16 protein-coding genes and 2 tRNA genes are annotated in these 25,330 nt (G+C 52.8%); 2 read left to right on the top strand and 16 right to left on the bottom strand.

Translation table 11 applies throughout. The features are described 5' to 3' along the window. Positions 1–50: 50 nt before the first annotated feature. The 5 genes from rpoC to AC2JF8_RS03545 form a co-directional block, all read right to left on the bottom strand. A complete protein-coding gene (gene rpoC, locus AC2JF8_RS03565) occupies positions 51–3,716 on the bottom strand; it encodes a DNA-directed RNA polymerase subunit beta' (RefSeq protein WP_500729192.1) in 3,666 nt (1,221 codons plus the stop codon). A gap of 16 nt (positions 3,717–3,732) precedes the next feature. Beyond that, positions 3,733–7,374: a DNA-directed RNA polymerase subunit beta gene (gene rpoB / locus AC2JF8_RS03560; RefSeq protein WP_500729193.1), complete on the bottom strand. Its 3,642-nt coding sequence runs from the start codon at positions 7,372–7,374 to the stop codon at positions 3,733–3,735. A 208-nt stretch (positions 7,375–7,582) separates the two neighbouring features. Then, entirely contained in the window at positions 7,583–10,084 is a 2,502-nt protein-coding gene (locus AC2JF8_RS03555) for an ATP-dependent Clp protease ATP-binding subunit (protein ID WP_500761180.1), read from the bottom strand. 250 nt (positions 10,085–10,334) lie between these two features. Then, positions 10,335–10,408: transfer RNA gene (locus AC2JF8_RS03550), tRNA-Pro, on the bottom strand. Positions 10,409–10,453: 45 nt separating this feature from the next. Then, a tRNA-Gly gene (locus AC2JF8_RS03545) sits at positions 10,454–10,525 on the bottom strand. Between the two features lie 249 nt (positions 10,526–10,774). On the opposite strand from AC2JF8_RS03545, the gene AC2JF8_RS03540 reads away from it, so the two are divergent. Together AC2JF8_RS03540 and AC2JF8_RS03535 are read left to right on the top strand one after the other, a co-directional pair. Continuing rightward, positions 10,775–11,605 (top strand): DUF2785 domain-containing protein, encoded by an 831-nt coding sequence (locus AC2JF8_RS03540; protein ID WP_500761178.1) that lies wholly within the window; start codon positions 10,775–10,777, stop codon positions 11,603–11,605. Between the two features lie 219 nt (positions 11,606–11,824). Further along, positions 11,825–12,481, top strand: a complete 657-nt coding sequence (locus tag AC2JF8_RS03535) for a hypothetical protein (protein ID WP_500761176.1) — start codon at positions 11,825–11,827, stop codon at positions 12,479–12,481. Positions 12,482–12,561: 80 nt separating this feature from the next. Here the strand turns inward: AC2JF8_RS03535 and lysS are convergent, their stop codons facing one another. The 11 genes from lysS to mfd form a co-directional block, all read right to left on the bottom strand. Next, on the bottom strand, positions 12,562–14,103 hold the full coding sequence (gene lysS / locus AC2JF8_RS03530) for a lysine--tRNA ligase (protein WP_500729197.1): 1,542 nt from the start codon (positions 14,101–14,103) through the stop codon (positions 12,562–12,564). Then, on the bottom strand, positions 14,104–15,138 hold the full coding sequence (dusB, locus tag AC2JF8_RS03525) for a tRNA dihydrouridine synthase DusB (RefSeq protein WP_500729199.1): 1,035 nt from the start codon (positions 15,136–15,138) through the stop codon (positions 14,104–14,106). 103 nt (positions 15,139–15,241) lie between these two features. Continuing rightward, positions 15,242–15,868 carry a histidine phosphatase family protein gene (locus tag AC2JF8_RS03520; RefSeq protein ID WP_500729200.1) on the bottom strand — a complete coding sequence of 209 codons (627 nt, stop codon included), beginning with the start codon at positions 15,866–15,868 and terminating at the stop codon, positions 15,242–15,244. 123 nt (positions 15,869–15,991) lie between these two features. Beyond that, a complete protein-coding gene (locus AC2JF8_RS03515; protein WP_500761174.1) occupies positions 15,992–16,180 on the bottom strand; it encodes a hypothetical protein in 189 nt (62 codons plus the stop codon). Positions 16,181–16,268: 88 nt separating this feature from the next. Next, positions 16,269–17,141 carry an Hsp33 family molecular chaperone HslO gene (gene hslO, locus AC2JF8_RS03510; protein WP_500761172.1) on the bottom strand — a complete coding sequence of 291 codons (873 nt, stop codon included), beginning with the start codon at positions 17,139–17,141 and terminating at the stop codon, positions 16,269–16,271. A gap of 45 nt (positions 17,142–17,186) precedes the next feature. After that, positions 17,187–19,427 carry an ATP-dependent zinc metalloprotease FtsH gene (gene ftsH, locus AC2JF8_RS03505; protein WP_500761170.1) on the bottom strand — a complete coding sequence of 747 codons (2,241 nt, stop codon included), beginning with the start codon at positions 19,425–19,427 and terminating at the stop codon, positions 17,187–17,189. 86 nt (positions 19,428–19,513) lie between these two features. Beyond that, positions 19,514–20,773: a tRNA lysidine(34) synthetase TilS gene (gene tilS, locus AC2JF8_RS03500; protein ID WP_500729205.1), complete on the bottom strand. Its 1,260-nt coding sequence runs from the start codon at positions 20,771–20,773 to the stop codon at positions 19,514–19,516. Next, entirely contained in the window at positions 20,763–21,128 is a 366-nt protein-coding gene (locus tag AC2JF8_RS03495; RefSeq protein ID WP_500729206.1) for a S1 RNA-binding domain-containing protein, read from the bottom strand. Before AC2JF8_RS03495 ends, tilS begins: the two co-directional genes overlap by 11 nt. After that, the gene (locus tag AC2JF8_RS03490) at positions 21,128–21,505 is read right to left on the bottom strand and encodes an FtsB family cell division protein (RefSeq protein ID WP_500729237.1); all 378 of its coding nucleotides are present in this window, start codon (positions 21,503–21,505) and stop codon (positions 21,128–21,130) included. The genes AC2JF8_RS03495 and AC2JF8_RS03490 overlap by 1 nt, the downstream gene beginning before the upstream one ends. A 75-nt stretch (positions 21,506–21,580) precedes the next feature. Next, positions 21,581–21,823 carry an RNA-binding S4 domain-containing protein gene (locus AC2JF8_RS03485; protein WP_500729207.1) on the bottom strand — a complete coding sequence of 81 codons (243 nt, stop codon included), beginning with the start codon at positions 21,821–21,823 and terminating at the stop codon, positions 21,581–21,583. 14 nt (positions 21,824–21,837) lie between these two features. Next, positions 21,838–25,329, bottom strand: a complete 3,492-nt coding sequence (mfd, locus tag AC2JF8_RS03480; protein ID WP_500761168.1) for a transcription-repair coupling factor — start codon at positions 25,327–25,329, stop codon at positions 21,838–21,840. Position 25,330: the final 1 nt, after the last annotated feature.

Raw genomic sequence — 25,330 nt, 5'->3', positions numbered from 1 at the left:
CAAAAGAAGCGTTCCTGCTCTTTACAAGCAGAAACGCTTCTTAAATTATATTAGGCCTGAGGTTCCTTCGTCTCGTCAGCCTCTTTCATCTTCTTTTCAATGTCAGCGATTGAATAGACGGACTTCGGCTTCTTAACGTCGGATTCGGGTTCCATGTTCCGGTAAACCGGAAGACCGGTACCGGCAGGAATAATCTTGCCGATGATAACATTTTCCTTTAATCCCAGCAGCGGGTCGTTCTTGCCCCGAATAGAGGCGTCGGTCAGAACCCGGGTCGTCTCCTGGAAGGAAGCGGCGGACAAGAAACTGTTCGTCTCAAGGGCAGCCTTGGTGATACCCAGAATTACGCTCTGCGCAGTCGCCGGAATGCCACCCGAAATGATCACGGACTTGTTGCGCTCCTTGAACTGGTCGATATCCATCACCTCGCCCGGAAGGAGGGTGGTCTCGCCCGGATCAAGGATACGGACCTTTTGCAGCATCTGTCTGGTCAAAACCTCGACGTGCTTGTCGGAAATATCCACACCTTGCATCCGGTAAGCTTTCTGGACTTCAACCAGGATGTACTCTTCGGTCGTCAGCGTGTCGGTAACCTGGATCAATTCCTTCGGGTCGACCGAACCAAGCGTCAGCTTGTCGCCGCGGCGCACTTCGTCACCCTCGGCAACCGCCACTGAGGCGGTGTAAGGTATGCTGTAGCTCCGAGTATCGATCCTGCCCTTAACGGTAATTTCACGCGTGTGTTCCGCCGGATTCTCCTGGATTGAATCAATGGTCCCATCGACCTCGGAGATGATTGCACGACCCTTAGGGTTACGTGCCTCAAACAATTCCTGCACACGCGGCAGACCTTGAGTAATATCTTCAGCACCGGCAACACCACCGTTGTGGAAGGTACGTAGCGTAAGCTGGGTACCCGGTTCACCGATTGACTGGGCAGCAACAGTGCCGACTGCTTCACCAACCTCAACCTCTTCACCGGTTGCCAGGTTCATGCCGTAGCACTTGCGGCAGATGCCGTGGGAGGTGTCACAAGTCAGAATCGAACGAATCTTGACGTTCTTGACGCCGGCATCACAGATTTCGTGCGTCAATTTTTCATCCATTAATTCGTTGGGACCAACAATTGCCTTGCCCGTCTGCGGGTTCTTAACCGTTTCTGCGGTAAAGCGACCCAACAGCCGGTCATAAAGCGGCTCGATCAGTTCATCGCCTTCCATAATGGCGTGAACGTTGATGCCCCGGTCAGTACCACAGTCATCATCACGAATGATAACGTCTTGCGCAACGTCGACCAGCCGCCGGGTCAGATAACCGGATTGTGCGGTCTTCAGGGCCGTATCGGTCATGCCTTTTCGGGCTCCGTGGGTAGACATGAACAGTTCCAGAACAGACAGCCCTTCCTTGAAGTTGGAGGTAACCGGAATTTCGAACAGCCCACCGTTTGGCGTAGCCATCAGGCCCCGCATCCCGGCCAGCTGGGTAAAGTTGGAGATGTTACCCCGGGCACCGGAATCGGCCATGATGGTAATTGGGTTCCGTGGATCGTAAATCTGTGCGATTTCATCCTGAACCTGGTCCTTGCATTCGTTCCAGATGCTGATAACCCGGTCATGCCGCTCTTGTTCGGTAATCAGACCACGTCTGAACTGCTTGGAAACAACGTCGACTTGCTTGTGGGCCTTGGCCACCTTTTCGTCCTTGTCATCAATCTCAGGAACATCGGTCATGCCGATGGTGATGCCCGAAGTAGTGGAACTGGTGTAACCCAGCGTCTTCAGATCATCGAGGTATTCTGACGTCCTCTGTACCCTGTAGTACTTGTAGATTGTGGCAATGGAATCAGACAAAAATGACTTCTTAAACGGCGTGGAAATAAGTTCACCCGCAACCGTGTCGATCTTCTCGTGAATATTCTCGCCCGGCTCCAAGAAGTACTTGGAATCAAGCGGATTGTTCAGGTTTTCTGCGGTCGGCTCGTTAACGTAGAAGTAGTCTTGCGGGAAAATCTGGTTGAAGATTACCCGCCCGTAAGTCGTAATGAAGATGCTGTGCTCATAGCCCTTCGGCCATGCCTTTTCTGGCATCGAATCAGCGGAAATACCAATAATCGTGTGGTAGTGGATGTCGCCGTTGTTGTAAGCAACCGTTGCTTCAGCAGGAGAATTAAAAATCATTCCCTCGCCTTCACGGCCCTTTTCGGCTTGGGTTAACCAGTAGTTGCCTAAAACAATATCCTGTGAAGGCGTCACGATTGGCTTACCGTCTTTAGGTGCCAGGATGTGGTGGGCCGCAAGCATCAGCAAACGTGACTCGGCCACCGCCTCGTCTGACAACGGAACGTGAATGGCCATCTGGTCACCATCAAAATCGGCGTTGTAGGCTTCACACGCCAGCGGGTGCAAACGAATAGACTTGCCCGGAACCAAGACCGGTTCGAAGGCCTGGATACTCAAACGGTGCAAGGTAGGGGCCCGGTTCAAGAGAACCGTTCTTTCCTTAATGACGCTTTCCAGTACGTCCCAGACGTCGTCATCCTCGCGGTCAATCTTGCGTTTGGCGCTCTTGATATTTGAAGCAAGCTTGCGCTTAACCAGTTCGTGCATAACAAACGGCTTGAACAGTTCAAGTGCCATCGGACGCGGAACGCCACACTGGTAAAACTTGAGCTTAGGCGAAACGTCGATAACAGAACGACCGGAGTAGTCGACCCGCTTGCCCAGCAGGTTTTGACGGAAACGTCCCTGCTTACCCTTCAGCATGTGTGAAAGTGACTTCAGCGGACGGTTACCCGGCCCGACAACTGAACGACCCCGGCGACCGTTGTCAATCAGCGCATCGACTGCTTCCTGCAGCATCCGCTTCTCGTTCTGCACGATAATGTTGGGCGCATTGAGGTCAAGCAGACGCTTCAGCCGGTTGTTGCGGTTGATAACCCGGCGGTAAAGGTCGTTGAGGTCGGAAGTCGCAAAGCGTCCACCTTCCAGCTGGACCATTGGACGCAAGTCCGGCGGGATGACCGGTACCGCGTCAATGACCATCCATTCGGGCTTGTTGCCTGAATTATTGAAGGCATCCAGGATGTCCAGACGTCTGATTGCACGTGTCCGCTTCTGGCCGGTAGCCGTCTCCAGCTCCTTGCGTAGCTCGGTTACTTCCTTAGCCAGGTCCACCTTGCGTAGCAGGTCCCGAATCGCTTCGGCCCCCATCTTGGCGGTAAAGCGGTTGCCGTACTTGGCTTTTTGCTCACGGTATTCAACTTCAGTCAGGAGCTGCTTGAATTCAAGGTCGGTATCACCCGGGTCAATCACAATGTACGCGGCAAAGTAAATGACCTCTTCAAGCAGTCTGGGCGACATGTCGAGTATCAATCCCATCCGGGACGGGATGCCCTTGAAATACCAGATGTGAGTTACCGGTGCGGCCAGTTCAATGTGACCCATCCGTTCTCTTCTAACCTTGGAGGAAGTAACCTCGACCCCACAGCGATCACAAACGATGCCGCGGTACCTTACGCCCTTGTACTTGCCACATGCACAGGACCAGTCCTTGGTCGGCCCAAAGATCCGCTCATCAAACAACCCGTCTTTTTCAGGCTTAAGCGTCCGGTAGTTAATCGTCTCTGGCTTCTTAACTTCGCCGTAGGACCAACTTCTAATCTTGTTCGGTGATGCAAGACCAATCTGCATGCTTTCAAATTTATTTACGTCGATCAAAAGTTTAACCTCCTAATTATTTAGAAATCTTGTTGTCATCATCGGACTCATCTACAGGAGTTTCGGCTTCTGCCGGTTCTTCTGCCTCGCCATCTTCTGATTTTGCGGTTTCTTCGGCCAACTTCTTCTTTTGCTGCTCTTCAGCCATCTTCGACAGCGTGTCAATGTTCAGGTGTTCGTTAGAGTCATCGTCCATGTCGCGCAGCTCGATTTCCTTGTGATCCATGTCAAGAACACGAATATCCAGTCCGAGGGACTGGAGTTCCTTGACCAGAACCCGGAAGGATTCGGGAACACCAGGCATTGGAATTCTTTCACCTTTGACAATTGCTTCATAGGCCTTCACACGACCAACGACGTCATCGGACTTGTAGGTCAAGATTTCTTGAAGCGTGTAGGCGGCACCGTAAGCTTCCAGTGCCCAAACCTCCATTTCACCAAACCGTTGGCCACCAAATTGCGCCTTGCCGCCAAGAGGCTGCTGCGTAACAAGTGAGTAAGGCCCAATTGAGCGGGCGTGAATCTTGTCGTCAACCATGTGCGTTAGCTTCAGGTAATGCATGATGCCAACGGAAACACGGTTATGGAATGGTTCACCGGTCCGGCCATCGTACAAAACGGTCTTGCCGTCCTTATCAATGCCAGCCTTGTGGACCGTGTCCCAAACGTCGTCTTCGCTTGCACCGTCAAATACTGGCGTTGCAACGTGAATACCAAGGCTATTGGCAGCACGCCCCAGGTGCAATTCCAAAAGCTGTCCGATGTTCATACGTGAGGGAACACCCATCGGGTTCAAACAAATATCAACCGGCGTACCATCTGGCAGGTACGGCATGTCCTCTTCCGGAACAACGGCCGCAACCGTACCCTTGTTACCGTGACGTCCGGACATCTTGTCGCCGACCTGAATCTTACGCTTCTGTGCAATATAGACGCGGACCAATGTGTTCACGCCAGGCGCCAGTTCATCGCCGTTTTCACGGGTGTAGACCTTGACGTCGCGCACGATCCCGCCGCCGCCGTGAGGCACGCGCAAAGACGTATCGCGGACTTCACGGGCTTTTTCGCCAAAGATGGCGTGCAGTAGACGCTCCTCGGCCGAAAGCTCAGTTACCCCTTTAGGCGTAACCTTGCCCACCAGAATGTCGCCGTCGTGCACTTCGGCACCGATGCGGACGACGCCGTGCTTGTCGAGGTCCTTGAGTGCGTCCTCACCAACGTTAGGGAGTTCGCTCGTGATTTCCTCGGGGCCAAGCTTCGTGTCGCGGGCCTCGGACTCGTAGTCTTCAATACTGATCGAAGTGTACACGTCGTCTTTAACCAGGCGCTCCGACAGCATGATGGCATCCTCATAGTTGTACATGTTCCAGGTCATGAAGGCGATAACCGGGTTTTGCCCGAGAGCAAGCTCTCCGTGGTCCATCGTTGGACCGTTACCGATAACTTCGCCCTCTTCAACCTTGTCGCCGAGCTTAACGTTCGGTGTTTGGTTGTAAGACTTGGAGTTATTAGACCGGCGGTACTTTTCAAGCGTGTACTTGTCCAACGTGCTGTCTTCACGTCTAACCCTGATTGAATTAGCATCGACGTATTCAACCGTACCGGCTGCCTTAGCTAAAACCGCGGCACCGGAATCGTGCGCTGCCCGGTATTCCATACCGGTACCAACGAGCGCACTGTGCGGATTGATTAGCGGCGCAGCCTGACGCTGCTGGTTGGCACCCATCAGCGCACGGTTGGAGTCATCGTTTTCCAAAAACGGGATACATGCCGAAGCGACCGAAACCACTTGCTTGGGGATAACGTCCATATAGTCAATCTTGTCCGGACTGACCTCAACGTTGTCTTCCTTGTGCCGCGCCAAAATCAAGTCATCCTTAAAGGAACCATCGGGATTCAAACGCGTGTTTGCACCGGCAATAATATAGTTATCCTCAACATCAGCGGTAAGGTAGTCAATCCTGTCGGTTACCTTGTGCGTCTTCCACGAAACGCGGCGGTACGGCGTTTCAATGAAGCCATACTTGTTAATTACCGCATACGTAGCCAACGAGTTAATCAAGCCAATGTTAGGGCCTTCCGGCGTTTCAATCGGACACAGACGACCATACTGGGTATAGTGTACGTCACGGACCTCATAGCCGGCACGGTCACGGGTCAAACCACCAGGTCCCAAGGCAGACATCCGGCGCTTGTGCGTCAATTCGCCCAGGGGGTTATGCTGGTCCATAAACTGTGACAGTTGTGAGGAACCGAAGAATTCCTTGATGCTGGCAACAATCGGCCGGATGTTGATCAATTGCTGGGGGGTCACCGTTGACGGATCCTGAATTGACATTCTTTCCCGAACAACCCGCTCCATTCTGGCCAGTCCAATTCTAAACTGGTTCTGCAGCAGTTCACCAACACGACGGATACGGCGGTTGCCTAGGTGGTCAATGTCATCGGTGTTGCCAATTTCATCCTGCAGCAGCAGGAAGTAATTGATTGACGCCAGAACATCGGCCGGCGTCAAATACTTGACGCTCTTGTCAATGTGACCGTTAGAAATAAGCTTAACCACACGTTCTGGGTTAACCTTAGAGTATACCTTGATTTCCTGAACGTTGATGGGATCCGGCAACACGCCCTCCTTTGAAGGCTCGTAGGTAACCATCTTAAAGTCATCCCGGTCAAGGTAGTCCTCAAGTGTTTCCATTAATTCATGGGTAACAACCGTGCCCTTCTTGGCAATAATTTCACCGGTGTCGGGGTCGGCCAGGGTTTCGGCCAGGGTCTGACCATACAGGCGGTTCTTAAGGGATAATTTCTTGTTAACCTTGTAACGGCCTACCGGCGCTAGGTCATAGCGGCGGGGATCAAAAAAGCGTGCGTATAGAAGCGAACGTGATGAATCAGTCGTCTTCGGTTCGCCCGGGCGCAGCCGCTCGTAGACATCCTTCAACGCCTCGGCAACGCGCGAATCGGCTGGATTCTTGTGCACATCCTTTTCCAGCGTGAACTGCAGGGTGTCACTCTGACCGAACATATCGAGGATTTCATCGTCTGAACCGATTCCAAGCGCCCGAATAAAAACAGTCAGCGGCAATTTACGGGTACGGTCAACCCGGACGTACGACACATTCTTGGCGTCGGTCTCGTATTCTAGCCATGCACCCCGGTTAGGGATGACGGTCGTGCCAAAAATCTGCCGGCCGTTCTTGTCATAGTCTCCAGAATAATAGACGCTCGGCGATCTAACTAACTGAGAAACAATTACTCTTTCGGCACCGTTGATAATGAATGAACCTGATTCGGTCATTAGCGGCAGGTCACCGAAGAAAACTTCCTGCGTCTTGATTTCACCGGTCTTTTGGTTGGTTAATTTCAGGGTGACGTTCATCGGTGCGGCATAGGTCGCATCGTGGTCCCGTGCTTCATCTACAGTATACTTGGGCTTCTGCAGCTTATAGCCTAAGTATTCTAAGGAAAGCTTGCCCGAAAAGTCACTAATTGGCATAATATCGTCAAAGACGTCTTTAATACCTTCATCCAAAAACCATTGATATGATTCGGTCTGGACATCGGTCAGGTTAGGCAGCTTCAGCACTTCTTTAATGCGGGAAAAACTGCGCCTAGTACGATGTTTGCCAAAATTCACTACGTGTCCATTTAACAAGGAGAAACATCCTTTCTGTCAGAGAAAGCTAATATTACATTTCGATTACAATTTTAAAAAGGGGTGATTTTAGGCATAAAAAAGACAAAAACAACATTGTCGTTTTTGTCTTCTATTATTTTGCTGGACAATATATCAGCAAAATCCTGAAAATCAGCTTTTTAATCACGTTTAACCATAACAAAAAACTTTTTTGATGTCAACGGATCTACCTTGCGCCGATCAAACTGTCCTCATTTGCATGCACAATGTCAAACTTCAGCTTATTGTGACTGCAGCCAATCTTTAACAAGTCGCCGGCCCCGAGGGCGCCCTTGACCAGCATTGAGGCAATCTCATCCTCGAAGTCGGTCTGAATCGCGCGGCGCAGCGGTCGTGCGCCCATCTCAGGGTCGTAGCCGTCCCTAACAACCTTATCGAGCGCCGCCGGCGATATCTTCAGGCGAATCTCCTGCTTGTGCAGGCGGTCGATCAGCTTGTGCGTGAGCAGCGTGACAACCTGACGCAGCTGCTTCTGGTCCAGCTCATCGAAGATAATCGATTCGTCAATCCGGTTCAAAAACTCCGGCCGAAAGAACTGCTTCAGCGCCTGCTGAACGCGGTCGTGCCGCATCTTGGCCATACGGGTATTGTCCGCCGAAAAGCCAACCGTCTTCGTCTCAAACAGTGAACGCGAACCCAGGTTAGACGTCATGATGATAATCGTGTTCTTGAAGTCAACCTTGCGTCCCTTCGAGTCGGTCAAAAAGCCGTCGTCAAGAACTTGGAGCAGCAGGTTGAACACGTCCGGGTGGGCCTTTTCAACCTCATCCAGCAGAACAACGGAATAGGGGTGGCGCCGGACCTTCTCGGACAACTGACCGCCCTCGTCGTAGCCAACGTAGCCGGGGGACGAGCCAATCAGCTTGCTGCTGGCTACTTGGTCCATGTACTCGGACATGTCAATCCTAATCAGGTTGTTTTCGGAGCCGAAGACGGCCGCCGCAATTGCCTTGGCCAGCTCCGTCTTGCCAACGCCAGTCGGCCCCAAGAATAGGAAGGAACCAATCGGTCTGTTCTCGTCCTTGATGCCGCTGCGACTGCGCCGGACTGCCCGGCTGACCGCAGAAACGGCCTTGTCCTGCCCGATGATCCGCTTGTGCAGGTCACCTTCAAGGTTGGCCAGCTGTTTGGATTCATCGCGGTTCATCTGGGTTACGGGAACGCCGGTCCAGTTAGAGACAACCTTTGCAATGTCTTCGGGCTGCACCATGGCCTTGCCCGTAATCGTCTTTTCCAAACGGTCGTCCAGCTTGTTCAGCCGCACCTGCAGGCTGTTCTGCCGGTCCTGGAGCTGGGCCGCCTTCACGAAGTTTTGGTTAACCGCGGCCTGATTCTTCTGGTCCACGACCTTTTTTATCTGCTCGGCAACCTGCAGCATCTGGTTGTTCGAGCCCTTGCCCGAACTAATCTTGACGGCCGCACTGGCCTCGTCAACCAGGTCGATTGCCTTGTCCGGCAAGTAGCGGTTAGAAATATAGCGGCTGGACAAGTCAACCGCACTTGCCAGCGCCTCATCCGTGATCTTGACGTGGTGAAACTTCTCGTACTTGGGCTTCAGGCCGGTTAAAATTGCCAGCGACTCCGTCCGGGACGGCTCGTTCAGCCGCACAATCTGGAAGCGCCGGGCCAGGGCCTGGTCCTTTTCCACGTATTTTTGGTATTCATCAAAGGTTGTGGCGCCAATCATCTGAATGTCGCCGCGCGCAAGGGACGGCTTCAGAATGTTGGCCGCGTCGATCGACCCCTCGGCACCGCCCGCACCGATTAACGTATGCATCTCATCCACAAAGAGAATGATGCTGCCGTCCGCCGTGATTTCCTTGATGATCTTCTTCATCCGGTCCTCAAACTCGCCGCGGTACTTGGTGCCCGCAACCAGACCCCCAAGGTCCAGCGATACCACCTGCTTGTCCAGCAGGTCGCGGGGCACCTTTTTATTAACAATCGCCGTTGCAATTGCCTCGGCGACCGCCGTCTTGCCGACACCCGGCTCACCAATGAGCACCGGATTATTCTTGTTGCGCCGCGAAAGAATTTCAATCACGCGTGCAACTTCGCGGTCGCGCCCAATCACCGGGTCAATCTGGCCGTTCTCGGCGCGTGCGTTCAGGTTAACCGAGACCTGATCTAAAGTCGGCGTGGAGCTCTGCGCACTAGGCGCGTTGTAGTCGGGACCGTTAAAGCTGGACCAGCCGTTATCATCGGACTGGCCGCCCCCGCCGAGGTCCTCCTCGTCCTCGCCCAGGCTGTGGAGAATATCGCTGCGCAGCCCGTCGAGGTCGATGCTGAGGTTGCGCAAAATGACTGAAGCCAGAACCTGTTCGTTGAGAACCAGGCCCAGCAGGATGTGGCAGGTTCTAATCTTGGCTGAGCCCTCACGTTCGGCCAGGGTGCCCGCATAGGCCAAAACCATGCTGAGGCGTGGCGACATTTCCATGTACGTGGTCTTGCCGGCCGACCCGTAGCCCGTGTAGCGCTCAATCTCTTCACGGATTGCCTTCGGTGTTGCTCCCCACGCACGCAGGTCCTTGCCCGCCTCACCATCGGATTCGATGACCATTGCAAGCAGCACGTGCTCGGTGCCGATCAGGCGGTGATGGAACGCCTGCGCTTGCTCGCGTGCAATTTCCAAGACTTGATTTGCACTGTTAGTATAAGATTTTTTCATTATTGCACCACCTTTAAAATTGACGTGTTTATACTATAAACTTTTTTGCCAGAATGTAAAATATTATGTTCTTAATTCTTTTACCGTCAAAAACATTGCAACCATTATATCAAAGACTACTTTGTGATGCTAATTTTCCACCTTTGGCGAAGCTTTATAAAGAAAAAGGCCCGGAAGTGCATGATCGAACACAAAAAATGCCTTCATGCCAACGATTCAAACCGTTAGCACAAAGGCAAAATTCCCATTATCGGGAAAACAGGATTCGAACCTGCGACCTCTACGTCCCGAACGTAGCGCTCTACCAAGCTGAGCTATTTCCCGTTTAATAAAAAGGCCCACCCCAAGCGGTGGGCTCTTTTTAGATAGAGCGGAAGACGGGATTCGAACCCGCGACCCCCACCATGGCAAGGTGATGTTCTACCACTGAACTACTTCCGCAAGACAAATATTATTATAGCAAATCGGTCCCAGTTTGCAAGTGCTTTTTGCAAAAAAATCTAAAAAAATATTCTGCTTGCAATAAGGCCCGGCTTATCAAGCTTTGCAGCGGCCAGTTTTTTTGCACCATCCCGCGGCGCGCCCCGCCTTGCCCAGCTTGCCGCACCGTTAAAAATGCTTGACGGCCATCCGTTGTCCGGGCTATCATTTCTTAACCACACATTTTTGATTTTGACAAAGGAGCCACCCATGCAGACATCCCTAGAAGAACTTTTACAATCAGACACCCCAGATTTCCGCTTCACGGATGCGCAGGTCGCCTTCATGCTGCAAAACGTGGGCAGCCTCGACCCCCACCTGCGCGATGACCTCATCTACAGCCTCTTTGCCCGCGGCTTTGCCGGGGATGCCTTCACCAAGAAGCAGGTAGAAACAATCATTGCGACGTTTATTAATGAGGAAAACCTGTTCAGGGGCATCGATGAGCCCGAAAATGACCTGGTCTTCTTGCGCACCTTCAGCGCGCTGCTTGGCAGCCTGCTGTTAGAGAAAGACAACGAGCAAAACATTCTAACGGATAAAAAGCGGCAGCTCCTGTTTGACTGGAGCGTTGCCTACCTGGTCCGCGAAAAAGACTACCGCGGCTTTGTGCCCGGCAAGGGCTGGGCCCACGCCGTGGCGCACGGCAGCGATTTACTGGGCGCAGCACTCGGTCACAAGGATTTTACAACCAGTGATAGCGCAAGACTCTTTGCACCGATTGAAACGATTTTCCACAACATGCAAACGCCCTTCGTCGACGACGAGGAGCAGCGCCTCGCCTATGCCTTCTACCAGGGCGTCAGCGTCGGCAATGTCGCTGGGGCCGACTTTAAGCACTTCATCTGCCACTTCGATGATGAACTCTACCAGCAGCTAGACTGGCAGAAGCAATCGGACTGGTACCGCCTGTCTAGCTGGCTGCGCCTACTGCAGAACTGGTACTTTTTCTTTTCAAGGCAAAAAGATATTCAGGATTTGTTAGCAGACAAAATCTACAAGTACTACGAAAAAATGGGCTATGACGTTTGCAAAAAGTAAGACCACCGCACTCGGTGGTCTACATTATCATTTGTTAATTTGTTAAAAAGTATTTAATTAGCCCGTTTTCCTTTGATATGCCTGAAGAATACAAACCACTCATAAACAAAATCAACAACTGCAATATCAAATTGCTTTATTTACTTCTGATATAAATGAGATACAATTGATTTAATCATATATTAAAGGGTAAAAATATCCGTGAAGAGGGGAACGGTTATGAACAGAGTATTTAAGTTAATAATGGCCCTAATGCTGGCAGCAGTCCCGGCAACCGTAATGGCGACTCATAGTGAAATCAAGGCTGCACAAGTGTCATGGCCTAAAGATGTAACTGCTAAAGCTTGGACCAAGCGTTTAGCCAAGGCTGGTTATGTTTTCAAACTCCCCAATGCTAACAAAGGAGTTTTGTATAAAAACACTGCGGCTAAAGGCGGTAATTCATACAGTAAAAAAGTACTCCAAAAAATTGTTCGACAGAATACCCTCTTCAAAGTAACGCGGGTATCAACGGTAAAAAATTCTGTAACTGTTGATTTGGTCTCACAAGATGGCAAGTATAAGGGTTATACGAACTATGTGAATGGTATTTATAATAAAAACTTGCTTAACAAAGATCTCCAGCCGCTAATCAAGGCGGAAATAAAAGTGATTAGAGCTAAAGGTAAGAAAGCTAAAGCTAATGAACTGAAAATAGTAAATGGTTTAGCAGCTGCTTTAACTGGCGAAAATCAAAAAATAGCTCTTGCTTCAATTAAAGAGCTAAAGCAGCTCATCAGGCATAACAATGACCTTTCAAAGGTTCCAGTTCTTTTAATTGGTCGTTATCCTGGCAACTTGCTAGAATTTAATCAGATTGGCCCGGTAAAAGTATAGCCGACTATGATAAAAAATAAATTAGTCCTTATACAAAAAGAAGACGAACTCAAACTCGTCTTCTTTTTCTCTATCAATTATTATTTGTTCTTCTTTTCCAAGTCGGCGCGCACCTCGCGGTCGATGTCCTCAACCTTTTCCGGACGCATCGTCGGGAAGAGCAAGACGTCGCGGATAGCCGGCGCATCGGTCAAGAGCATGACTAAGCGGTCGATGCCGATTCCGAGGCCGCCCGTTGGCGGCATGCCGTATTCCATGGCCCGGAGGTAGTCCTCGTCGATCATGTCGGCCTCGTCGTTGCCGGCTTCACGCTCGGCCATCTGGGCCTCGAAGCGCTCGCGTTGGTCGTCGGGGTCATTGAGCTCGGAAAACGCGTTGCCGTATTCCTCGCCCATGATGTAGATTTCGAAGCGGTCGGTGAAGCGCGGATCGTCTGCGTTTTTCTTGGCCAGCGGGGAAATCTCCACCGGGTGACCGTAAACGAAGGTCGGATCAACGATGGTTTCCTCGCAATACTTTTCAAAGAAGGCGTTGATGATGTGGCCCACGCCCCAGAAGCTCTCGACCTGAATCTTGTGGTCGCGGGCAATCTGCTGCGCTTCTTCCAGGCTCATCTTAGGCCAGAAGTCGACGCCGGTCTTCTCCTTGATCAGGTCAACCATGTGCACGCGCCTAAACGGCTTGCCCAAATCGATTGCGGTGCCCTGGTAGGTTACCTTGCCGTCGTCTGATACAACGCTGGCAGCGGCCCGGATAATGCCCTCCGCCTCGTCCATGACGTCGTGGAAGTCCCAGTATGCGGCGTAGGTTTCTAGCTCGGTAAATTCCGGGTTGTGGTGCGTGTCGAGGCCCTCGTTTCTGAAGACCCGGCCGATCTCATAAACGCGTTCCATGTCCCCGACAATCAGGCGCTTAAGCGGCAACTCGAGCGCGATTCGCATGTACAGGTCAATGTCCAGTGCGTTGTGGTGGGTAACAAACGGCCGCGCCTCTGCGCCACCGGGAATGTTGTGCAGAACCGGCGTCTCAACTTCCAAAAAGTCCTTCTTGTTCAAGAAGTCGCGGATGGCCTGGATGATCTTGGTCCGGTGGACAAAGCGTTCATAGCTGGCCCGGTTGGAAATAAGGTCAAGGTAGCGCTGGCGGTAGATCTGCTCAACGTCTTTCAAGCCATGATACTTGTCCGGCAAAGGCCGCAGGGCCTTGGACAGGAACGTGACGTGCAGTGCCCGGATGGTCAACTCGCCCGTGTCGGTCTTCATGACCTCGCCGTCAATGCCCAGGAAGTCGCCGATGTCAGACTTTTTGAAAATCTGGTAGTTGTCTTCGCCCACCATGTCCTTGCGGACGTAAATCTGAATCTTGCCGGTTCGGTCATACAGGTCGGCAAAGCCAACCTTGCCCTTGCCCCTTTTTGCCAGCATGCGCCCGGCAATCTTGGTCTTCGGCAGTTTTTCGTTCAGTTCATCCTTGTCTTCGTCCTGGTACTTCTCGTTCAGGGTGCGGGCCAGGTCTTGCCGGTCGAACTTTCTCATGCCGAAGGGTTCGATCCCCTTTTCCCGTAGCTCCTGCATCTTTTGGCGACGAACAATCAACTGGTCGTTCATTTCATTCTTAGCCACTTACTTTTCCTCCATCATTTTTCTTTCACTTCGGTCAGCTCTCTGCGCCTGCCGCTTCTCGTAGTCTTCGACAAAATTATCAAGCAGATCATATACTTCCTGGGCCGTCCACACCTCGTTTATTCTAGCGCGGGTGCGGGCCGAACGCGGAACGCCCTTCAGGTAATAGGCGGCCTGCTGGCGAAATTCCGGCACGGCAATCTTCTCGCCCTTGAGTTCAACCAGACCCTGCAGCTGGTGCTCGGCGGTTGCCACCCGCTCGCGCACGCTCTGCGGCGCGAGCTTTTCACCGGTATCAAGGTAATGCACCATGTCCTGCAGAATCCACGGGTTGCCCAGAGCAGCCCGGCCCACCATGATCGCGGTCGAGCCGATTTCCTTGAGCGCCTTGGCCGCTAGTTCGGGCGTTCTAACGTCGCCGTTGGCCACAAAGGGCACGTCGAGCACCTGGGCAACGTCGTGCAGCGTCTCCCAGTCGGCCTCGCCCTGGTACATCTGCTTGCGCGTGCGGCCGTGCATGGCAATCATTGCGGCACCCGCTTCCTGGGCGGCCAGTGCGTTCTCAACGGCAAAAATGTGCTTGCGGTCCCAGCCAATCCGCATCTTAACGGAAACGGGCTTGGACACGTTTTGCACAACTTTATGCACCATCTGGTAAATCTTGTTGGCGTCCAGCAGCCACTTGGAGCCCGCGTCGGTCTTCGTCACCTTGGGCACCGGACACCCCATGTTAATATCAATAATGTCGGCCGCAGTATGCTGGTCAATGTATTGTGCCGCTTCCAGCAGCGTCTCCTCGGAGCCCCCGAAAATCTGGATGCTCATCGGGTGTTCGCGCGGATCAACCTTCATCATCGACATCGTTTTCTTGTTCCGGTAAATTATTCCGTGATCGGAAATCATCTCGCATACAACCAGCCCCGCACCGTATTCCTTGCAAATTATGCGGAAGGCCGCGTTGGACACGCCGGCCATGGGCGCAACAACCACCCGGTTGGGAATAGTTATATCGCGAATTTTCCAGCTATTATCCACCAAATCATCCCCTTATATCTTTCATAATGATAACAAAAAGCGCCCCCTAAGCAAAATCACAAGGCGCGGACTAGGCAAAAACCCGTCCACCCGCAGCAGCCAATTATTTTTTAATAAAGAACTTGCCCGGCGCTACCCGGTTGTAGTAGCGCAGGAACGCCTTCTTGCTTTGATCGTCAACCGAAATATTGGTGACGCCGGCGTTCTGCACTTCCCCAATGGTCGCAATCTCTGGAATATTCAAAATGCTCTGGATCAGCGACCGCGAAGCCGTACCGTGAAAAACCAGGGCCACGGATTCATTTGCGTGCTTTTGCACCAGGTCATGCCAGAAGTCGGTCAGCCGCTGGGAGAGATGCTCGTAGCTTTCGCCCGTTGAATAATCTGTGTACTTTTCGTTAAAATAGCCCAGTTCATCGAAGACCTGCGGGTACTTGGCAATGATGTTCTGAATGGATTCGCCGTCCCAGTTGCCGTAATCCATTTCCTTCAAGCGGTCATCAAGGATAATTTCGTGCCTGCCCTGGTCCAAGATCTCGGCTGTCTGCTTTGCCCGCTTTAGGGGACTGGCGTAGACATAATCAATCTTGCCCAGGTCGAAGCTGTCGCGCAAGGCTTCGGCCTGCTTAATTCCCGTTTCGTTGAGGGGCAGGTTGGTACGCGACCCGTTGATGGCATCGGTCTTGTTCGTATCCGTTTGACCATGACGCACAATATACACGTTTAGCATTAATTACACTCCTTCTTTCTAATTCAAGTCAACCCTTCTATTATAATCAAAATTGGTACTTACCGCACCCCCTTAATTGGGCAAAACCGCGCTTTAGCAGTGGACTAGTCTTGAAAACGGAAGTCAGTCTTCCGGCAGCTGGACCACATCATCATAGTAATGCAATTCGGCATTGCGGTGCACAACGCTGATTACCGTCGCCCCGGGCAGATATTTTTTGATCATCGAGTAGACGTTTGCAATCGCATTTTCATCCAGGTTGCTGGTAAGTTCGTCAAGCAGCAGAACCTGCGATTCGCCGCGCCATTCCAACAGAAATCAGCACGTAGCTCACAAAAAAGCAGGTAGAGCAGACCCAGCTTAATTACGAGCGTCTCAGAAAAACGTGCTGATCACGCCCCTATTTTTTCGCCAGTATCGCCTTCAGCTCGTCTTCGGTGTAATGATACTTGCTTTTGCAGAAGCTGCAAGTCAACTCCGCACCGTGATCTTCGCTAATCATCGCTTTTAATTGGCTGGCTTTGATCGTTGCTAAGATTTTACCATACTTTTCCTTGGAACAATCACACTTGAAGGCAACCGGATCCTTTTCCAGGATTTTGCGATCGGGACCTAGAATTAGGGTCGCCAATTTTTCGGGCGTCATTCCACCCAAAAATGCGGTAGAAAGTGCCGGCAACTCATTAATCCGCGCAATCGTTGCATTAATCAGACTATCGCTGGCGCCGGGAAGGGCCTGCAGCATGAATCCGCTGGCCTCGCCAATCGTATTGTTGGGGTTGACGAAGACGGACAGACCCACTGCCGACGGAATCTGTTCGGACTTCGTCAGGTAATAGGCAATGTCTTCAGCAATCTCACCCGAAACAATCGGCACCTGCCCCGTGTATGGTTCTTTTAGCCCCAGGTCCTTCGTCACCTCAAGCCAGCCTTGTCCAACTGCCTTCTTCACGTTAATGTGCCCGTTTTTTTGCGGCGGCAGCGCAATGTGCGGATTTTTCACGTAGCCCTTCACCGTCAGGTCCGCCTTGGCCGTGACTACCGTGGGACCGACCGGTCCGTTGCCGAGCAAGCGCACCGTTAATTCTTCTTTGCCCGTCAGTTCCGCGCCCGCAAGCAGCACGCCGGCAACGAGGCTGCGGCCTAAAACGGCCGAAGAAGCCGACCAGGTGTCGTGACGCGTCTGTGCTTCTTGTACCAAATCCTTGGCCGTGATTGTCAACAGCCGCAGATTCTTCGTTTTATCAATCGCTCTAATCAAATAATCGTCCATCGTATTTCTCCCCAAAAAAATAGGGCCCGCGGGCCCTATTAATTATTAATCTTGGTGGTCTTCCTCATCAGAATCATTCTGTGGAGCAGCTTCTTTACCATCAGGCGCAGTTGAAGTTGGTTCCTTATCAGCGGAAGGTGCGGATTCGCGGGGGAATTCCATCTTTTCGGGATTCTCCGGATTCCTTTCTTCCGTTTGCTGGTTCTTTTCTAACGGCGTCTCAGGCTTAGCGTCTGCTTCAGAAGGCTTGGCTGTGTCTGTCTGGTTCCCTTGGGAATCGGCAGAAGTGGCCTTGGTGTTTTCCTTCTTCTCAGCGGCGGCCTTGGCCTCTTCATAGGTCAGGGCCTTGGATTCGCTCGGATATTCCTGCTCAGCTTTTTCAGGCATTTTTCCAGTGGTGTAAAGCGACATGATCTGCTTCTCATCCAAAGTTTCATACTTGAGCAGTGCTTCCGCAATGATCCGGTGCTTTTCGCGGTTGTTCTTAACGATTTCAACCGCCTTGGCGTGCGCCTCATTAAGCAGCTCCTTAACCGCCTCGTCAATCTTAGCCGCCGTGGCCTCACTGTACTGCTTGAAACCGTAAGGGTTGGTTTCACCCTCTTTTTCGAGTTCAACCATGCCCAGCGAATCGGTCATGCCGTAGTTGACAACCATGCTGTGGGCGATCTGCGTTGCCTGTTCGAAGTCGTTGGACGCACCCGTTGACTGGTCGCCAACAACCACTTCTTCACCGGCACGACCACCCATCAGTCCCACGATTTGCTCCATCAACTGTTTCTTAGTCAAGAGGAACTGGTCGTCTTTGGGCAGCATCAAGTTGTAGCCGCCAGTACGGCCGTGCGGGACAATCGTAACCTTGCGGACAGTCCGTGAATCGCTTAAAACCAGCCCGCAGATTGAGTGACCAGCCTCGTGGAAGGCGACCCTGCGCCTTTCCTTCTTTGAAATCAAGCTGTTGCGCTTGGCCGGGCCGGCAATCACCCGGTCCTCGGCCTCGTCAAGGTCAGCAGCCCCGATTTCACTAGCATTGCGCCGGGCAGCCAAAAGTGCGGCCTCGTTTAGCAGGTTGGCCAAGTCAGCACCGACAAAGCCGGGAGTCTGCCGCGCAATTTCCTTCAGGTCAACGTCAGCGGCCAGTGGCATATTCTTGGCGTGCACGCGCAAGATGGCCTCACGTCCGCGCACGTCGGGACTGCCGACCAGCACCTTGCGGTCAAAGCGACCGGGACGCAGCAGCGCCGGGTCCAAAACGTCGGAGCGGTTGGTAGCAGCGATGACGATTACGCCCTCGTTGCCCTCAAAACCGTCCATTTCAACCAGCAACTGGTTCAGCGTCTGTTCACGCTCATCGTTGCCGCCACCACTGGCATTGCTGCCACGGCGCCGTCCAATCGCGTCGATTTCATCAATAAAAATGATACTGGGACCGTTCTTTTTGGCGTTGGTGAACAAGTCACGGACGCGGCTGGCACCGACACCGACGAACATTTCAACGAAGTCGGAACCAGAAATGGAGAAGAACGGCACGTTGGCCTCGCCCGCTACCGCACGCGCAAGCAGCGTCTTACCGGTACCCGGAGGGCCTTCAAGCAAGACGCCAGATGGAATCTTGGCGCCGAGTCGCGTGAATTTAGCCGGATTTTTCAAGAATTCAACAACTTCGACCAACTCCTGCTTTTCTTCCTCTTCACCAGCAACGTCGGAAAAGCGGACCTTATTTTTCTTTGGATCCTCCGGCTTAACGTGCGAACGGCCAAAGTTCATGATGCCGCCATTGCCGCCGCGGCCACCGCCGCTGCTCTGGCTGATCATCATCCAAAGCATGACAATGAAGAGAACAGTCGGAACAAGCATGACGATGGTCGAGATCCAGTTGCCCGACTGCGACTCGCCCTGGGTTGTCATCTTGGTGCTGCTCTTTTGCGCCAATTCCTGCACGTTGGCAACACTGGAATCATTCTGCAGCATCGTCGTCGAAAAGCGTTCGACCTTCGAAGAGGAGCGGCCGCCAAAGAAGTCAAAGCTATTCTTGGACTGGGCCTTAGTATCCTGTGCTTCCTTATAATTGCCCGTAACGGTGTAGATGCCGTTTGCCGGCTGCACGCTAAAATTCTTAACCTTGCCATCGCGCAGGTCCTGGACAAATTCTGAGTAGCTGATATTTTCGCTGCCGCCAGAATTATCGGACCCACCGAGTGCCCAATTGATTCCCCCTAATAATAAAAGGAAAACGATTATATAGAATAAACCGTTTGAAAACAGCCGATTCCGGTTATTTTTCATAAAAAACCTCCGCAAAGTTTCTAGAGATACACGAATAAAAGTTTAACATAAATTTCACTCACACTCTAACATTTTATATTTTCTTATTAATTGCTTGCGTATAAATAATATTCCTGCAAATCGGCCCCGCTGCTCTGCCTGCTGTATGTCTGCTCAACGTAGACGGCGACGTCACCTTCATAGATCGTCAGGCAGTATGGGCGCAGCCTGCCGGGAATTGCCGCCTGGGCAAACTTCTTCTTGCCCTTAGCGTGCTGACCGTTTTTAAGCAGCAATTTCTTGCCGGGTGCGAGCGGTCCTGCACTCAGTTTCGCGTTAGCGCGCACAAAGAGCCGGCCCAGCGGCTGGGCTTGGCCCCTCTTGAACTTGGTAAGCACAAAGCGGCGACGCCCAAATGCAAATTCACGTTCCGGCACAACGAAGCTGATTGCGGGCTGGGGCGGCAATTTCCGGGGCAATAGGTAAAAATAGCCCTGATACGCAATTAGGTCAAAACGGCCCAGATTTTCGTTCACGCGGACGTGCCACGTGCGCCAGATGAAGTACTGCCAAAAAGAGAGTCGATCTGCTTCATCCATAGCGCGCAGAGTGGCTTGCGGCAAGCGGAACGCGACGCCCAAAAACGGCGTCGGCTGCCCTAGCTGCGTAAACGTGCGGGCAACGATGCTTGCCATCTGGTTGACCCGGCGGTTAAAGCGCAGGGCGCTGCGCCCGATGTGGGGATTTTCACGCTTAAGCACGGGAATCACCTGGTGGCGCAGCCGGTTGCGCAAGGCCTCATCTTCGTTGTTGGTCTCATCGATGACAAACGGGATGCCGCGGCTGCGGACGTAAGCCAAAAGATCGGCCTTCTCCAGCGTCAAAAGCGGGCGCAGGAGCAGTGCCCCACGCCAGCCGCTTACGGCCTGCAAACTATTCATCTCGCTAGGATCACCCGAGCGAATAAACTTGATCAGGATATTTTCCAGCAGGTCATCGCAGTGGTGGGCGGTTAGCAGGTAGTCACCGGCGTTTTTGTGCATCACCTGCGCCAAAAAATCGTAGCGGTAGCGGCGCGCCGCGGCCTCCACGCCGCTCTGGGGGTGCAGCGCTTGCGGCCAGGTGCCATGCACGACCTTAATCTGCTTTTTGCCGCAGTACTGGTCGATTGCTGCGGCCTCACGAAAAGAGTCGGGCCGCAGCCGGTGGTCGAGGTGGGCGGCAATCAGGTGAAAGTGCTGGTCGTCCTTGATGGTATTGAGCATGTCAAGTAGAGCCATCGAATCGGGGCCGCCGCTTGTTGCCACCACCAGCGTCTTGTTTTTCAGGCACAGGTTGTTCCTGCTGAAAAAAGCCTCAATCCGCATAACTGCTCAACTCTTGCTGCAGCTTCTCAAGCTCTTTTTGCGCATCCGCCACGGTCTGAGTCAACACCGGCAAAAATTTTTCTTTCTCCACGTTTGTAAATGGATTTGTCCGGTCAACCAGCGCAGCATCGTTAACGCGCATTTTTGACAGTGCAAGCTTCCCCTGACGGTTGGCCGTGACCACCACGCGCACCAACTGCCCCACCCGGTAATTGTGCCGCTCGCGGGCCCAATTATCGCCGAAGTCACTGTGGTGAATCAGCCCCGTGGCTTTCTGCGGAAGCGTCAAAAAGATGCCGAGAGCGCTAATATTGTTGATTACGCCCGTAACGCGCTGTCCAACTTGGTACTTCATTAGTCGTTATTTCTGTCCTCAGGCAAATTATAAACTTTTTCGTTCGGCTTCGAGTATAAGAACTTGGACCGAACGAGCTTGGCCACATAATCCGGATCCTTCAGGTCATCCCGCTTGGCAGCCAAAGTACGCTTCTGGCTGTTAACCTTGTTCAGCGTCTTCTTGGAGGCGTGCACCCGTTCGTTAATCTGGTTCGTCTGTGCGTGCGTATAAGCAATCTGGCCGCCCAAAACCGCAAAAATCACCACAAAAACAGCAATTATCCGGTTGCGCCGAACCCGGTGTACCTCTTTTGCCCTTTTTTCCTGCTTGCGCCGCAGACGGGCAAGCTGCTCCTCGGGGCTGAGTGAATTATAGATGCGTGGACCCTTCATAATTTCAAACCTCTATTACTAAAACAATACCCCTTAATTATAACAAGGGCCCCACCAAAAGTCATTAAATAGCGGGCATTAATCGACCAATTCATAGAGCTCGCTTGCTTCTGCCTTCTTGGTCGTCTCCCTGACCTCGCACACCCTGGCCTTGACCTTCCTTGCACCGTAGCCGACTTCGATTACGTCGCCCACCTTGACGTCGTAGCTCGACTTGACGACGTGCTCATTGACCTTGATCCGGCCCTGGTCGGCCATCTCTTTAGCGATGGGACGGCGTTTAACCAAGCGGGAAACCTTTAAAAACTTGTCAATTCTCATTTCAATACCTCGTTTTACCTTTGAATAATAGCGCTCGCCGCCGTCATGAACTTGGTCAGTTCATTGAATAGTTGGCGGTTATGCATGTCTTTGCTCGTTTCAAGCAGCACCACCATCGTGTGCTGCGGCGTTAAGGCGATTTTAGCCTTAAGCGTCACGTGCTCCAGTGCCTTAAAAATATTGGGCCCGGCGAGTTCTTTTGCCGCCGCTGGCTGAAACTCAACCCTTACCTGCTGGTTTTTCCTGATGATGCCCAGCGCCTGCGCACTGTCCGCTGCCGCCTTCAGTTTCGAAATGGCCAGCAGGTTTTCAACCGGCTGCGGGTAGTCTCCGAAGCGGTCAATCAGTTCATCCTGAATCTGTTCAACCTCGGTGGCATCCGCAGCCTTGATTTTTTTATAAAATTCGATTTTTTCTTCCTGGTCGCCAATGTAGCTTTCGGGAATGTACGCTTCAAGTCCCAGGTCAACCTCTGCGTTGCTCTTCTTGACCTTTTGCTTACCCTTGCGCTCCTTGACCGCATCGGCCAGCATCTGTGCGTACAGGTCATAGCCGACACTGTCAATGAAGCCGTGCTGCTGGGCCCCCAGCATGTTGCCGGCGCCGCGGATCGATAGGTCGCGCATCGCAATCTTGAAGCCGCTCCCCAGTTCGGTAAAGTCACGGATGGCGTCCAGCCGCTTCTCGCCGACCTCAGTCAAGACCTTGTTAGGCTGGTACAAGAAGTAGGCGTAAGCCAGCCGAGCGCTGCGGCCGATGCGGCCCCGCAGCTGGTAGAGCTGACTCAGGCCGTAGTGGTCGGCGTCCTCAACAATCATCGTGTTGACGTTGGGCATGTCGATGCCCGTTTCAATAATGGTCGTCGTCACAAGAACGTCAAATTCCCGGTTTAAAAAGCGGTAGAGCATGTCTTCCATCAGGTTCTTGCTCATGCGTCCGTGGACGCTGGCAATACGGGCAGTTGGCAGCAGGTTTTGCAGCTGGTTGACCACCTCATCGATATCGCCGATGCGGTTGTGCAGGTAAAACACCTGGCCGTCCCGCTGCATTTCGCGCAGGCATGCATCCTTGATCACGCTGGGAATCTGTTCCATAACGTAGGTCTGAATCGGGTAGCGGTTCGACGGTGGCGTCTCCATGACCGACAAATCGCGCACGCCGACCATTGACATGTGCAGCGTCCGTGGAATCGGGGTCGCCGTCAGCGTCAAAACGTCAATGTTGGCCTTCAATTCCTTCAACCGCTCCTTGTGCTTGACGCCGAAGCGCTGCTCCTCATCAACGATTAAGAGGCCCAGGTCCTTGAACTTGACGTCTTTAGACAGGATGCGGTGCGTCCCGACGACCAGGTCAATCTTGCCGCTCTTTAAGCCCGCAACGGTTTTTCTTGCTTCCTTGTCCGTTTGAAAGCGTGACAATACCGCATAATTGACCGGAAAGTTTTTGAAGCGGTCCTGAATAGTCTCGTAGTGCTGCTGGGCCAGGATGGTTGTCGGCACCAAAAAGGCCACCTGCTTGTTGTCCTCGATTGCCTTGAAGGCGGCACGCAGCGCCACCTCAGTCTTGCCAAAGCCAACGTCGCCCACCAGCAGCCGGTCCATGGGCTTGGATTGTTCCATGTCGCTTTTGACCTCTGCGATTGACCGCAGCTGGTCCGGCGTCTCCACGTATGGAAAAGCATCCTCAAACTGCCGCTGCAGCTCATCGTCCGGTGAATACGCAAAGCCCTTTTCGGCCTCACGCTTGGCATACAGGTCAATCAACTCGTCCGCAATGTCCTCGACCTTGGACTGCACGCGGTGTTTAGTTTTGGCCCACTCGCTGCCGCCCAGCTTGTTAATGTGCGGCGTCTTGCCCTCACTGGCCACATATTTTTGGACCAGCTTCAACTGGTCGGCCGGCACAAACAGCTGGTCGCCGTGCTGGTAGGTAATAGTAATGTAGTCACGCTTGGTGCCGTTGTTTTCAAGCGTCTTGATGCCCTCGAAGCGTCCGATACCATGGTTCACGTGCACGACGTAATCGCCCGGCTTCAGCTCGGTGTAGCTGCGCAGCCGCTGCGCGTTCTCCAGCGTCCTGATGCGCCGACTGTGGTGCGTCGTCTTGTTGAACAGTTCGTGCTCGGTCAGGTAAACGAGGTCGCTTACGGGCAGGGTAAAGCCATTGGCAAAGCCGTTAACCGTAATCTGTACGTGCCCCTCGATCAGGTCATCAGCGCTGACAACCGGCACGTCCATTCCAAAATCAGCAAGCGTCTGGCTGATTTGCCGGGCCCGCTTGGCATTATCGGCCTGCAGGATGACCGTTTGACCCTTCTTCTGGTAGGACTCCAGTTCTGCCTTAAGCAGGGGCATCTGACTAAAAAACTGCTCGGGTTCACGCGTCTGCCAGTCAAGCAGCTGACCCAAGCGAATGCGTCCAATACTCCTTTGGAAAAGCGAAAAGTAAATGTGGTGGTGCTTGTCCTGCGCCCAGTTGCGGTAGAAATCCGCACGCAGTTCCTGACCCGGCAGCATGGCACCGGTCTTTAATTCATCATCGATAAAGCCCGTGTTTTGCTGGTCAACGGTTTTGACCGCCTGGTCGATCAGGGGCCAGTCATCAAGCATGACCAGTCCGGTGTCATCCAAGTACTCGAGCAGATTGCTCGGGTGCGCGATCAAGAAGTCAACGAGAAATGCATAGTTCGGCGGCAGCGTGTCGGCATTCAATTCTTCCAGAAGCGGGGCAAAGTGGTTGTGGACCGCCTCTGCAGGCGCCGGTGCGTTTGCCATCGCCTTGTCTATTGCGGCAGTGGCACGCTTAAATTCACCCGTCGAAAATACCCGGTCCTGGGCCGCCGCTACCGCTACGCGCTCCAGGTCTTTCTGGCTACGCTGGCTTGCCAGGTCAAATTCCTTAACCGAATCCACCTCATCGCCAAAGAATTCTATCCGCACCGGATTCTCACGGTCCAGCGGGTAAATATCCAAGATATCGCCCCGCAACGCGAATTCGCCGGGCTTTGCCACCAGGTTCTCGCGGCTGTAACCCGCACCCACGAGCCAAGCGGTCAATTCGGATAATTCATACTCAAAGCCGGGTGCAAGCGTGCGGTGGACCTTGGCGTAATCTGCGGGTGCAGATAGTTTATACTGCAGGCCCTGGGGTGTCGTAACGACGATTCCACTCTGCTTGTGCAGCAAAAAATTGAGGGCCTGGATCCGACTGCTCAATTCATCGGGTGAGCTTACCGCCGTTTGCGTCGCAATCGTTGCGTCAACCGGAAAGGTCTGCACGCTTCCCTCCGGCAGCAGTGCATTCAGTTCACTGAAGCGTTTTTGCGCCTTGTTCTCGTTTTCTTCAATCAAAAGCAGCGGGCGATCGAGCTTAGTGACAATCTGCATTAAGAAGAGGCTAAAGGCACCGGCGTTGGCGCCCGTGAGCAGTGAATTATTGACCTGCGTGGTCTTGGTAATAAAATTGGTTAAATCGCGGTCTTTTTCGATTAGGTCTGTTAAGCGCATG

The organism is Lactobacillus sp. CA30L (assembly GCF_059900845.1).
Note: the sequence above shows the minus strand (reverse complement) of the source record. Positions and strands in the feature narration are given on the sequence as shown.